General features: G+C 74.2%; 9 protein-coding genes. 4 read left to right on the top strand and 5 right to left on the bottom strand.

The genetic code is table 11. The features are described from left to right. Positions 1-46 precede the first annotated feature (46 nt). From Sco07f_RS16565 to Sco07f_RS16545, 5 genes are all read right to left on the bottom strand, one after another. On the bottom strand, positions 47-1,285 hold the full coding sequence (locus Sco07f_RS16565) for a M20 family metallopeptidase (protein WP_087789742.1): 1,239 nt from the start codon (positions 1,283-1,285) through the stop codon (positions 47-49). Positions 1,286-1,524: 239 nt separating this feature from the next. Beyond that, positions 1,525-2,592 carry a hypothetical protein gene (locus tag Sco07f_RS16560; RefSeq protein ID WP_054099263.1) on the bottom strand — a complete coding sequence of 356 codons (1,068 nt, stop codon included), beginning with the start codon at positions 2,590-2,592 and terminating at the stop codon, positions 1,525-1,527. A 42-nt stretch (positions 2,593-2,634) separates the two neighbouring features. Then, entirely contained in the window at positions 2,635-3,573 is a 939-nt protein-coding gene (locus Sco07f_RS16555) for an N-acetylneuraminate synthase family protein (protein WP_007444225.1), read from the bottom strand. 13 nt (positions 3,574-3,586) lie between these two features. Then, complete coding sequence (locus Sco07f_RS16550) at positions 3,587-4,858, bottom strand: N-acylneuraminate cytidylyltransferase (RefSeq protein WP_108988255.1); 1,272 nt, start codon at positions 4,856-4,858, stop codon at positions 3,587-3,589. 32 nt (positions 4,859-4,890) lie between these two features. Further along, a complete protein-coding gene (locus Sco07f_RS16545) occupies positions 4,891-6,240 on the bottom strand; it encodes a DUF6716 putative glycosyltransferase (protein ID WP_087789743.1) in 1,350 nt (449 codons plus the stop codon). Positions 6,241-6,438: 198 nt separating this feature from the next. On the opposite strand from Sco07f_RS16545, the gene Sco07f_RS16540 reads away from it, so the two are divergent. From Sco07f_RS16540 to Sco07f_RS16525, 4 genes are all read left to right on the top strand, one after another. Next, positions 6,439-7,428, top strand: a complete 990-nt coding sequence (locus Sco07f_RS16540) for a glycosyltransferase family 2 protein (RefSeq protein ID WP_042825034.1) — start codon at positions 6,439-6,441, stop codon at positions 7,426-7,428. After that, positions 7,425-8,759 (top strand): polysialyltransferase family glycosyltransferase, encoded by a 1,335-nt coding sequence (locus tag Sco07f_RS16535; protein ID WP_108988254.1) that lies wholly within the window; start codon positions 7,425-7,427, stop codon positions 8,757-8,759. The genes Sco07f_RS16540 and Sco07f_RS16535 overlap by 4 nt, the downstream gene beginning before the upstream one ends. A gap of 115 nt (positions 8,760-8,874) precedes the next feature. Beyond that, on the top strand, positions 8,875-10,140 hold the full coding sequence (locus Sco07f_RS16530) for a hypothetical protein (RefSeq protein WP_108988359.1): 1,266 nt from the start codon (positions 8,875-8,877) through the stop codon (positions 10,138-10,140). Continuing rightward, positions 10,137-12,428 carry a polysaccharide pyruvyl transferase family protein gene (locus Sco07f_RS16525; protein ID WP_108988253.1) on the top strand — a complete coding sequence of 764 codons (2,292 nt, stop codon included), beginning with the start codon at positions 10,137-10,139 and terminating at the stop codon, positions 12,426-12,428. Before Sco07f_RS16530 ends, Sco07f_RS16525 begins: the two co-directional genes overlap by 4 nt. Positions 12,429-12,458: the final 30 nt, after the last annotated feature.

Genomic DNA, 12,458 nt, shown 5'->3' with positions numbered 1-12,458 from the left:
GGCGCCGTTATCCATTCGTGCCGCTGGCCGGATACCGCCGGTAGGGCTACTGCACCGCGTCGATGAGCGCCGCCGCGGTGAACATCTCCACGCCGACCGTGATGGCGTGCTCGTCCACGTCGAAGTCGCCCTGGTGGAGGTCGCGGACGGTGCGCTCGCCGGGCGGGCGGACGCCGAGGCGGGCCATGGCGCCGGGCACGTGCTCCAGGTACCAGGAGAAGTCCTCGCCGCCCAGGCTCTGCTCGGTGCTCTCGACGGCGTCGGTGCCGCGCCGGGCGACCATGGCGGCCTGGAGCAGTTCGGTGCTCGTGACCTCGTTGACGACCGGGGGGACGCCGCGGACGTAGGTGATCTCGGACTTGGCCCGGTAGAGGCCCGCGATCTCGTCGATGGCGCCCATCACCAGGTCGGGCGCCTGCCGCCAGGCGTCGAGGTCGAGGCAGCGCACGGTCCCGGCGAGTTCGGCGTGCTGCGGGATGACGTTCGGGGCGTGGCCGGACTCGATCCGCCCCCAGGTCAGGGCGAGCCCGCTGCGGCTGTCGACGCGCCGGGCGACGAGCGAGGGCACGTCGGTGGCGACGCGGGCGGCGGCGGTGACCAGGTCGGTGGTGAGGTGGGGGCGGGCGGTGTGGCCGCCGGGGCCGTTGAGGGCGATCTCCATGCGGTCGCAGGCGGAGGTGATGGGGCCGACCCTGAGCCCGATCTTCCCGGCGTCCACCCTCGGGTCGCAGTGCACGGCGAGGATGCGGCGCACCCCGTCGAGCGCGCCGCCCTCGATGGCGTCGGCGGCGCCGCCGGGCAGCACCTCCTCGGCGGGCTGGAAGACCAGCCGTACGGGCCGGGGCAGCAGTCCCTGCTCGTGCAGGGCGGCGAGCACGAGGCCGGTGCCGAGGACGACGGTGGTGTGCACGTCGTGCCCGCAGGCGTGGGCGCGGTCCGGCACCTGGGAGCGGTACGCGCAGTCGGCCTTGGTGTCCGGGATGGGCAGGGCGTCGATGTCGGCCCGCAGGGCGAGCATGCGCGGCCCGCCGGACCACTGTCCGGAGTCGGTGCCGGTGCCGATGTCGCAGACGAGTCCTGTGCCGATGGGCAGCACCCGCGGCCTGAGCCCGGCCCGCTCCAGCCGTTCCTTGATCGCGGCGGTGGTGCGGAACTCCTGGTTGCCCAGCTCGGGGTGCATGTGGAGGTCGCGGCGGAAGGCCACGAGCTCCGCACGCAGCGCGTCCGGCAAGGTGCCGGGCAGCACGGCTTCACCGGGAGTGCCGGCCTCGGTCTCTGGGGACATCAACACGTTCACCCTTTGCAGCGTAGGGCTCCCGGGCGATCGATGGACCCACGATCAACAAAATTCAGCCCGTTAGGGGGAGAAAACTCGGCCGCCCTACGCATAGCCATCGTCTCGCTTGGGTAAACTGGGCCGCCTTTCCGACCGAGCCGATCATGAGATCACCGGAAGTGGTCCGACCGCTCCACGGCACCCGTCCTCTTCCTCACGGTTACCACGCGTGGCCTGCTCCACGCGCCCTACCCCGTGCCCGCCACCGCCGACAGCCGGTGCACGTCCCGTGCGGAGCCCGTGACTCCGTTCAGGAACCCGCGGGCCCGGGGGGAGGCCGATTCGGTGAGCCAGGCGGGGTCGATGTCGCAGACGGCCACGCGGACCTCGGTGCCGGCGAGGGCCAGCGGCAGGGTGTGGACGACGGTGGAGGGGAAGCTGAGGATGGTGCGGCCGATCGGGCCCCGGCGGGCGATCAGCTCGAGGGGGAGGTCGGGACGGACGATCTGCAGGCCGGTCTCCACGGCCAGCCGGTGCAGCTTCTCGGCGCTCTCGCGGCGGTGGGCGAAGTAGCGGGCGGCCCCGTGGGTCCGCGCCAGGGTGCGTACGGCGGCCACGTAGCGGTCGGCGTCGACGACGCCGGTCTCCACCAGGGAGGTGCCGACCATGTCGGCGCCCTTGGTGATGCGGGGCGGGCCGAAGCGGTCCCTGGTCCAGGCGAAGGCGTTCGCACTGACGGTGACGCCTTCGGGGACGTCCTCGATGGGCATGGAGGAGAAGACCGAGACCTGCCGGTCGGGGGTCGGGGTGAGGCGCTGGCGGGCGGACCGGGAGACGGGGGCGAAGATCAGGTCGCGCGGGCCGGGGCGGCTGCCCTTGCGGTGCCAGCGCACCAGGCGTTCGCCGTGGGCCAGCTGGGTGACGAACTCCATCGTGGCCGTGCCGTCGTCGACGACGACCAGGTCGTGGGCGCGGGTGATGGTGAGGAGCAGCTGCACGTAGCGGGAGAACGGGTCGCCCATGACGATCCGGTCGGCCTGGCGCAGCGCGGTGGTCAGGCCGCCGACCGTGCGGAAGGGGGCGGTGGCGCCGCCGCGCGCCTCCTCCCAGCGGATCTCGTGGCCCTCCTTGCGGGCCAGTTCCGCCATGCGGCGCAGCTGGCCGCGGGTCATCGGGTCGACGGGTGAGAGGACCACGAGGGTGAGCTCCGCGCCGGGTGCGCGGGTGTGCGCCCACTCCAGCACGTTCAGCAGTTGTACCGGGCTCTCGACGAAGGCGAGAGTACGGGGGCCGGCGTTCCCGGCGCGGGGGCTCATCGGTGGGGTCCGTCCCGTGGTGAGTGACTCGGTGGCCGGTGGTCAGACGGTGACGGGCTCGCCCGCGGCGGCGGCGATCTCCGCCTCGGCGACGACGCCGGGGACGCGGCGCAGCTTCTTCATCGGGCCGAGCTCCGAGTCGTAGACCTTCTTGACGCCGTCGCCGAGGGAGGCCTCGATGGTGCGGATGTCGCGCACCAGGCGGGTCAGGCCCTGCGGCTCGACGGAGGCGGCCTGGTCGGAGCCCCACATGGCGCGGTCGAGGGTGATGTGGCGCTCGACGAAGGTGGCGCCGAGGGCGACGGCGGCCAGCGTGGTCTGGAGGCCGGTCTCGTGGCCGGAGTAGCCGATCGGGACGTTCGGGAACTCCTGCTGGAGGGTGTTGATGACGCGGAGGTTCAGCTCCTCGGCCTGCGCCGGGTACGTCGACGTGGCGTGGCACATGAGGATGTTGTCGCTGCCGAGGACCTCGACCGCGTGGCGGATCTGCTTCGGGGTGGACATGCCGGTGGAGAGGATGACCGTCTTGCCCGTGGCACGCAGGGCGCGCAGCAGCTCGTCGTCGGTCAGCGAGGCGGAGGCGACCTTGTGGGCGGGGACGTCGAACTTCTCCAGGAAGGCGACGGCCTCGGTGTCCCACGGGGAGGCGAACCAGTCGATGTTCTTGGTCTTGCAGTACTCGTCGATCTGGCGGTACTCGTCCTCGCCGAACTCCACGCGGTGGCGGTAGTCGATGTACGTCATCCGGCCCCAGGGGGTGTCGCGCTCGATGTCCCACTGGTCGCGCGGGGTGCAGATCTCGGGGGTGCGCTTCTGGAACTTGACGGCGTCGCAGCCGGCCTCGGCGGCGGCGTCGATCAGCTTGAAGGCGTTCTCCAGCTCACCGTTGTGGTTGATGCCGATCTCGCCGGTGACGTAGACGGGGCGGCCGGGGCCGGCCTCGCGGGTGCCGAAGGTGCGGATGCGGGAGTTGGTGCTCATGGCTGGGGGTTCCTTACTTGGACTGGGTGAGCGTGGGGGTTTCGGGGGCGGCGTCGAGGGCGTCCAGGGACGGGCCCAGGAGCCAGGTCGCGATCTCCCGTACGGCGCCTTCGCCGCCGGGGACGGTGGTGACCGCGCGGGCCGCGCCGCGTACGGCGTCGTGGGCGCTGGCGACCGCCACGGGCCAGCCGACGAGGGCGAAGCACGGGAGGTCGTTGACGTCGTTGCCGACGTAGAGCACGCGGTCGGGTGCGATGCCCTGTTCCTCGCACCACTGCTTGAGGGCGAGGTCCTTGCGGTCGATGCCGTGCAGCACGGGCAGCTTGAGCTTGCGCGCGCGGGCGGCGACGACCGGGTTCACCTCCGTGGACAGGATCAGCATCGTCAGGCCGCTGCGGCGCAGGGCGGCGATGCCGAGTCCGTCACCGCGGTGCACGGAGACGAACTCCCGTCCGTCGGAGTCGATCAGCACCCGGTCGTCGGTCTGGGTGCCGTCGAAGTCGAGGACGACCGCGTCGATGTCCGCCGCGGTCGGGAGGGCGCCGGGCCGTGCCGCGTCGAAGTGCGGTGCGAGGGCGCGGGCGCGGGCCAGCTCGTGCGGGTCGTCGATCTCCAGGACGCGGGCCGGGTCGGTGCGGACCAGTTCGGTGCGGCCGAAGAAGCGGTGCCGGTGCTCGCGGAAGCCGGGGGCGGCCATGGCGTAGGCGGCGCCGGTCTCCAGCAGGTCCTGGGGGCGGTCCTGGCGGCGGGGGCGGTACGCCTTGTCGTGGTTGACGCCGTGGCCGCCGTCGGCGCCGCCGGTCTCGTCGGTGCCGTCCCGCCAGACGAAGCCGTGGAAGGGGGCGACGGTGACGGCGGTGTCCGCGCCGCCCCCGGCGACCGCGCCGGCCACCCCGTCGACGTCCTCGCGGACCAGGAAGGGGCTGGTGCACTGGACCAGCAGGACCACGTCGACGGCGGCGCCGTGCAGGGCCTCGTGGGCGTCCATGGCGTGCAGTACGGCGGCCTCGGAGGTGGCCGTGTCCCCGGCGATGGCGGCGGGCCGCAGCACGACCTCGGCGCCGGCCTCGCGGGCCGCGGCGGCGATGGCGTGGTCGTCGGTGGAGACGACGACGTCGGTCACGAGGCGGGCGGCCCGGCACTCGCGCACCGCGCGGACCACCAGGGGGACGCCGCCGACGGGGGCGAGGTTCTTCGCGGGCACTCCCTTGGAGCCGCCGCGCGCGGGGATCACGGCGAGCACCCGGCGCACCGAAGCGCCCTGGCCTGCTGGACGGTTGGACATGGGGTCTGCTCCTTGCGCAGGTGTCGCGGGGGTCACAGCTCCCCCATCCGCCGGATCACCGGGGCGACGCGCTGGACGCCGTGCCGGTAGGCGCCGCGGGCCGCGCGGCGCACGACCTGCCGCACCGGGCCGGGGGCCCTGTCGGCGGCCGGGGCGCCGGGCAGCGGGGTGCCGTCCGGGGCGAGGTGGTGGCGGGCGAGGATGCCGGGGAGGTAGCCGGGCGCGGTGACGGGCGTGTAGTAGGGGGCGAGCGGGGGGAGGCCGCCGGGCCGGACCAGCAGGGCGGCGATGCGCTCCCGGGCCTCGTCGAAGGCGGTCTCGTAGCCGCCGTCGGCCGCCACGCCCTGCCGGGCGACCCACTCGGGGTCGGGTGCCGGGCGGTGGCCCGCGTCGAGCTGGTCCCAGGAGGCGAGGCAGCCGGAGCCGACGAAGTGGTGGTTGCCGAGCGCCTCGCGCACCCCGAGGTCGGTCAGGACGACCGTGGGGATGCGGCGGTGCAGGGATTCCAGGGCGGCCGTGGAGCTGATGGTGACCAGCAGGTCGGTGCGGTCGAGGACCTCGCCCATGTGCCCGTAGACGAGGCGGAAGTTGGGCGGCGGGTCGGCCCGCTGCACCAGCTTCTGGTAGGGCAGTTCCTCGATGTGCGTGGTGTGTTCGCCGGGCTTGGAGCGCAGCTTGAGCAGCACTTCGCGCTCGGGGTGCAGGCGGGCGTGCCGGACCAGCCGGTCCAGCAGGTACGTACGGTCCTTGCGGCTGTCCGGGACGGAGGGCTGGGCGGCGAAGACGACCGTGTAGGGCCTGCGCCCTTGCTCCGCGGACGGGTCGTGTTCACCGGCGTAGCGGGCTCCGCCCAGGAAGGGCAGCGCGACCTCCGTCACCGCCGAGGCGTCGGCGCCGACCCCCTCGTACACGGCGCGGAAGCGGTCCGCGTCCTGGCGGGAGTTGGCGAGGACGAGGTCGGCGCCGTGGCGCAGCAGCAGGCCGTCGGCGAGCTTCTCGTAGACGACGCCGACGTATCCGGTGACGACCACGGGCCGCTCGGCGCGGTCCTGCCAGACGCGGCCGAGGCCGTGCAGCATCGCCTGGACGCCGCCGCCGACCAGGGCGAGGACCAGGACGTCGTACGCCTCCTCGCCCCGCGCTCCCTCCATGGCGCGCAGGAACTCGACGGCGGTCACCTCGCGGAGGGAGTCCGCGTCGACGCCGACCTCTCGCAGCTGGCGGGCGGTGGGGGTGGCTCGGCCGCGCAGGAGGTAGCCGTCGAGGTGGATCTCCGTGTCCCCGGGGCGGACGCGGGTCGCGGTGAGCGCGCCCCATTTCCACCGGGTGTCGGAGTCCGCGAGGACGGCGACTCTGAGGGCCTTCGTTGCACTTGCTGGCACGTCGTAGACGCTAGGAAGGCATTTCTAGGAACCGCCCAACCGAAATCCAACAAAGGGTGAACAGCACATCGCCGAATGGGGTATCGGGTCGCCCCGGGCCCGGGAAAATGCCCGCTTCACCGCTTCGCCACGCCGCGTTCACCGGGAATCAAGGAACCGGTAAAGCCGAATGCCGGACCGTCGCATAACGTCGCTCACGTGCCCAAGCTCTCCGTCATCGTGCCGTTCTACAACGTGCGGCAATACGCCCCAGACACTCTGCGGAGTCTGCGCGCCAACGCGCGGGAAGACTTCGAGTTCATTCTCGTCGACGACTGCTCCACCGACGGGACCGCGGACCTCCTCGCGCGCGCGGAGCGGGAGCTGCCGGGGGCGGTGCTGGTGATACACGAGAGGAACGGCGGCCTGGCGACCGCCCGCAACACCGGCATCGACCGGGCGCGCGGCGAGTACGTCACCTTCCTGGACGGCGACGACTGGCTGGCGCCCGGCCACTGCGCCGCCCTGGTGGCCGCGATCGAGAGGCTGGACGTCGACTTCGTGCGCACCGACCACGTGCAGTGCACGGGACGCAACCGCACCCTGCACCGGGTCCCGCACGGCCGCCGCAACACGGCCCTGCGCCCCCGCGACGCGATCCTGCCCGCCCACCGCACCACGTCCGTCGACTACGCCTACGCGTGGGCGGGTGTCTATCACCGCCGGCTGGCCGAGCGCGGTCTGCTGCACTTCACCGACGGGCTGCGCACGGCCGAGGACCGGCCGTGGATCTGGAAGCTGCACCGGGAGGCGGAGTCCTTCGCGGTGACCGGACTGCTCGGCGTGTTCTACCGGCGCGGGGTGGCGTCCTCGCTCACCCAGATCGGTGACGTGCGCCAACTGGACTTCATCCGCGCGTTCGACGAGGTGCTCGCGGGGGCGGCCGGGGACCCGGACGCGGCGCGGCTGGTGCCGAAGGCGGTCCGCACGTACTGCGCGATCATCTCCCACCACCTCGGGTCCGCCGAGCGGTTCGAGCCCGCCGTGGCGCGGATACTGCGGGCGAGGAGCGCGGCGGCGCTGCGGCGGATGCCGCAGGACGTGCTCGACGAGGTGCTCGACACGATGGACGCCGACCGGGCCGTGCGGCTGCGCCGGCTGCGCCGGCACGCGTCCTCGGCCCGGCCGGACGAGGGGGCGGCGGCGTGACCACGCAGATCTTCCTGGCGTCGACGCTGTACGGCACGGCCACGCTCGCCGCGGCCCTGGACTCCGGCTGTTTCGACGCGGCCGGCCGGCGGATCCTGCTGGTCGCCAACAACGCGGCGACGCCCGAGACGACGCCGTCCCTGGACGCGATGCCGGGGTTCGAGCGGCTGCGGAGCCGGTTCGACGACGTGGTGTCGTGGAACGAGGCGGTCTTCCCGTTCCATCCCGGCGACTGGTCGCCGCGCGCCGGGGACGTGCCGCTGTGGGAGCGGCACCTGCGGCGGTTGTGGGAGCTGGGCGAGGACGACGTGGCCCTGGCCGTGGAGTCGGTCCAGGTGCCGCCCGCGCTCGCCGTGGCGCAGATCTTCACCGACGCGCCCATGACCGTCTACGCGGACGGTCTGATGAGCTACGGCCCCACCCGCACCAAGCTCGCCCCGCTGGTCGGCACGCGTGTGGAGCGGCTGCTCCACCTGGACCTGGTGCCGGGGCTGGCGCCGCTGCTGCTGACGGAGTTCGGCGTCGGGCCCGAGGTCGTGCCGTCCGCGGCGTTCACCAAGGTGCTGGACGAGCTGGCGGACACCGGCGGCGGGCTGCCGGACGTGGAGCGGCCCGCGGTGCTGCTCGGCCAGTACCTGTCGGCGCTGGGCATCCTCTCCGCCGAGGAGGAGGAAGACCTGCACGTGCGGATGCTGACCGGCGTCGCCGCACTCGGGCACACGCGCGTGCTGTTCAAGACGCACCCCACGGCGCCGGCCCGCTACACCCGGGTCCTGGAACGGGAGGCCGAGCGGCTGGGGGTCGACCTGACCGTGGTGGAGACGCCGGTCCTGGCCGAGGTGCTGTTCCGGCGGACGCGTCCGGCGCTGGTCGTCGGCTGCTTCTCCACGGCCCTGCTCACCGCGTCCGTCCTGTACGGCCTGCCGGTCGCCCGGGCCGGCACGGAGACGCTCCTGGACCGGCTGACGCCGTACGAGAACAGCAACCGGGTGCCCGCCACCCTCGTGGACGCGCTCCTGCCGGACCTGGCGGACCCGGCCGCCGTGGCCGAGGGGCGGCCGGACGTGGACGCCGGCGCGGTGGCCGCGCTCGTGCGGGCCGTCGGGTTCGCGATGCAGCCGAGGGTGCTGCCCGAGCTGCGGCCGGCGGCGGAGGCCTATCTGAGCGCCCACCTGGACGCCCGCACCCGGCGGTACTTCAAGAAGCGCAGGCTGACCTCCCTGGGCCTGCCGGGCGGCATCCCGGCCCGGCTGGGCTTCCTGCCGCGCAACTCCACGGCGCGCAGGGTCGTACGCCGGGCATGGGCCATCCGGCGCTCGATCGGGGGATGACGGCCGCCCGGATGCCGACCGGAGGGCGAGTGTTCACCCGCCGTCCGCCCGGAAGCCACCCGCGGACCGTCGCTCTGGGGCACATTCGGCGTCCGGTCGGAGAACGGTGGAACGCGTGACGAAGCCTCTGGCGGGGTTGTTCAAGGTACGGCAGCGGGAGGCCCCCGGGCCGGCCCCGTACGCCCGGAGCCTGCGCCTGTGCGGCGAGCACCTCGCCGCACAGGAGCCCGGGGCCACCGGCCCGCAGGTCCGTCTGACCCGGGCGATCGGCGCCTTCGCGGCCTCGCTCGACGGCCCGGCGGCGGATCCCTTCGACGCGCTGCTCCAGGCCGGCGAGCGCGCGCTGGAGGTGGGCGGGGAGCACGGTCTCGGCCTCGCGCTGGGGCTCGCCGAGTCGGCGGCCGGGATCCGGCAGCGGTCCAAGGGCGCGTGGCGGCTGCGCGGCCTCGCACTGGACGGACTCGGCCGCGGCGGGGAGGCGATGGAGTGCTACGGGCGCTACGTCGCGCTGCTGCCCGACGGCCGCCCCGCCCCGGAGGTCGCCCGCAGGATGCACACCCTGCGCCGCCGCCGGGAGTGTCTGGAGGCGGCCGTCGCACTCTTCCCCGAGGACGGCTCCGAACTGCGCGGACTGCTCGAGGAGCCCACCGCGACCACCGCGGTCCTCGCCCCGCGCTTCGCCGCGTACGTGCGGGCCCGGGTGGCCGGGCACGGCGCCGGCGATCCCGCCGTACGGCGCCTCCTCGCGCTGTACGGCGACTACCGGCGGCTCGTCGAGCGGGCCGGGACGCCCGACCCGCCGCACGACGGCGTCACCCCGGTCGACGTGAGCGGTCTGCGGGACCTGCTCTCGGGGCTGAGCGTGTGCGTCGTCTCGAACGCCGCCGACGTCGCCGGCAGCACGCTGGGCGCCGAGATCGACGGCTACGACCTGGTGGTGCGCTGCGACACGTTCCGGATCCGCGCCCGGGGCACCGGCGAGCGCACCGGCCTGCACGCCGTCTCCCTGCGCGGCGACGCCCCGTGGCAGGGGCCCGCCTGGACCCGGCGGGCCGGGATCCGGCTCGTGTTCGGCGACCCGGCGGCCGGCTGGCGCCGCGCCGTGCGGGAGCGGCTCGTGCCCGGCGCGCAGGACCACGTCGCGGACGCCTCGCTGCGCCGCCCCCTCGGCGACCCGGCGCTGCTCGGCGAGGACGGGTGGGGTCCGGCCCCGACCACCGCGTTCACCGTCCTCAGGCTGCTGGACTTCCTGGACGCGAGCCCCCGCCTGGACCTCGTCGGCTTCACCCTGCCCGGCCGGCTGAGGCCGCGGGAGGCGGAGTGGGTCCTGGAACACGCCGCGCACGTAGACCACAGCAAGATGAGGATCGCCCTGCGATGACCCACTCCTCCCTCGCCTCGCCCTCGCCCTCTCCCTCCGCCTCCGCCGTCTCCTCCTCCGCCGCGTCCCCCTCCGCCGCGGACGACCGGAGCACCGTCACCGGCAGGCGCCGGATCGCGTTCGCCGTCCACACCGGCCGGGACGGCCTGCCCGGCCTCCACACCCTCGTCCGCAGCCTGGCGCTGACCAACCCGCAGGTGTGCGAGGACTTCGTCGTCCTGCATCCCGGGCTGCCGGACTCCTCGTTCGACGGGCTCAGGAGGCTGCACCCGCGCGTCGTCACGCGCCCCGCGGACGACCGCCGCGCCGTCTTCGGGCTGGAGGGCTACGACACCGTCATAGCCCTCGGCCCCGGCATGGTCGTCCTCGGCGACCTCGGTGAGCTGCTGCGGATGCGCCACGGGATCGGTGCCGTACCGCAATTGCCGCCCGCCGGCGGGGGCGGGGAACGCCGGGCCGTGCCGCCGGACGGGCTGCTCGTCATCCAGCGCGCCGACGTGGCGGGCGCCCCGGCGGCCGGGTCCCCCGCTCCCGCCCCCGACGGCGGTGACCTCGTGCTCGGCGACCGCCTGGTCCCGCTCGCCGCGCGGTACGACTTCCCCGCCCGGCGCCTCCACGACGACCTGCCGGTGCCCGCCGACGTGGTCGTGCTGCGCTTCTCCGGGTCGTTCGACGCACCCGGGCACGGTCCGGCCGCCGAGGCTCGACGCCGGTTCGAGATGGGCGACGAGGAGTTCCGGGCCGCCTACCGGGCCCTGCCCGGCGGCAAGCACCCCGACCTGCTGGCGCACCTCGCCCCGCCGCTGCTGAAGGCCCGCCCCTCCCTCGACCTCGCCCGCACGGTCGCCGACGTCCACCGCGGGCAGGGACGCTACGACGAGGCCGTGCGGGTGCTCGCCCCGGTCGTGGCGGACCGGCTGGACGCGCCGCGCTGCCAGGAGACGCTCGGCCTCAGCCTGATGGCGCTGTCGCGCTACGACGAGGCGGAGGGGCACCTGCTGCTCGCCGCCGCCTCCCCCGACCTCGCGCCCCGCGCCTTCGCCCAGCTGGCCCGGCTGGCCTGGGTGTGCGGACGGGACGCGGACGCGCACGCCTACGCCCGCGAGGGCCTGGAGGCCGACCCCACCGACGCCGGCTGCCACGCCTGGTACGTCCGCACCCGTCCGGACGCCGAGGCCCCGCCCGGGCCGGCCGCGCCCGCGGCCGAGCAGCTCGCGCACGTGGCGCTGTTCGCCGAGGGCAGGGAGAACGCCGGCGACAAGGTCCTGCCGGAGGCCGTGCGCCGGTGCTTCGGCACGGACACCGGCCCGCGCCGCTGGTACGGGCAGCCGGTGCACCGGCTGGTCGACGAGGCGGCGCTGGAGCGGCTGAACGAACGGCGGGGGGTGATCGTGGGCGGCGGCGGGCTCTTCCTCCCGGACACCTCCCCCAACGGCAACAGCCACTGGCAGTGGAACGTGCCGGACGGCCTCCTGGCCCGCCTCACCGCGCCGCTGGCGGTGTTCGCCGTCGGCTACAACGTCTTCGACGGCCAGCGGTACCGGCGGGGGCGGTTCGCCGAGAGCCTGCGGGTCCTGGTCGAGCGGTCGGCCTTCTTCGGCCTGCGCAACCACGGCTCGATCGACCGGGTCCGCGAGCTGCTCCCCGCCTCCCTGCGCGACCGGGTGCGCTACCAGCCCTGCCCGACCACCGTGGCCCGGCACCTCGTACCGGAGCTGTCCGGCCCGGCGGAGCGCTCCGACACGGTGCTGGTCAACTGCGCCTACGACCGCGCGGGGCTGCGCTTCGGGCACGACTACGGTCACTTCCTCGCCCAGATGGCGCTGGCCCTGCGCTCCCTGCGGGACCGGGCGGACGTGCGGTACGCGGCGCACATGCCGGCCGACGAGAGGTTCGTGCACGACCTGCGCCGGGAGCACGGCATCGCCCTGCCCGTGGAGCAGCTCCACGCCATGTCGAACGACGGGATCCGCGGCCTCTTCCGCCGTTCGCGGCTGGTGATCGGGATGCGCGGGCACGCGGGAATGATCCCGTTCGGCTGCGGGACCCCGATCCTCAGTCTCGTCTCCCACCCGAAGCTCGCCTACTTCCTGTCGGACATCGACCGCCCGGAGTGGGGGCTCTCCGTGCACGACCGGGACCTGGGCCCCCGGCTGGCGGAACGGGCGTCCGGGCTGCTCGACGACCACGCGGCGGCGGTGGCGGACGTGCACGCCGCACAGGAATTCCTGTGGAAGACCACGCGGTCGAACATCGAGGAACTGCGGAGCACCTTCGGCATGGTCTGAGAATCCACCCGGACCACCAAGAATTCACTT

The sequence above is a fragment of the Streptomyces coelicoflavus genome (assembly GCF_003112555.1).
In the GTDB taxonomy this organism is placed as follows: domain Bacteria; phylum Actinomycetota; class Actinomycetes; order Streptomycetales; family Streptomycetaceae; genus Streptomyces; species Streptomyces coelicoflavus.
This window is presented reverse-complemented; position numbering and strand designations above follow the sequence as displayed.

What these genes read in the sequence shown, in the direction of transcription:
- Sco07f_RS16565 (WP_087789742.1), bottom strand. Translation starts at nt 1,285, where the DNA reads ATGTCCCCAGAGACCGAGGCCGGCACTCCCGGTGAAGCCGTGCTGCCC.
- Sco07f_RS16560 (WP_054099263.1), bottom strand. Translation starts at nt 2,592, where the DNA reads ATGAGCCCCCGCGCCGGGAACGCCGGCCCCCGTACTCTCGCCTTCGTC.
- Sco07f_RS16555 (WP_007444225.1), bottom strand. Translation starts at nt 3,573, where the DNA reads ATGAGCACCAACTCCCGCATCCGCACCTTCGGCACCCGCGAGGCCGGC.
- Sco07f_RS16550 (WP_108988255.1), bottom strand. Translation starts at nt 4,858, where the DNA reads ATGTCCAACCGTCCAGCAGGCCAGGGCGCTTCGGTGCGCCGGGTGCTC.
- Sco07f_RS16525 (WP_108988253.1), top strand. Translation starts at nt 10,137, where the DNA reads ATGACCCACTCCTCCCTCGCCTCGCCCTCGCCCTCTCCCTCCGCCTCC.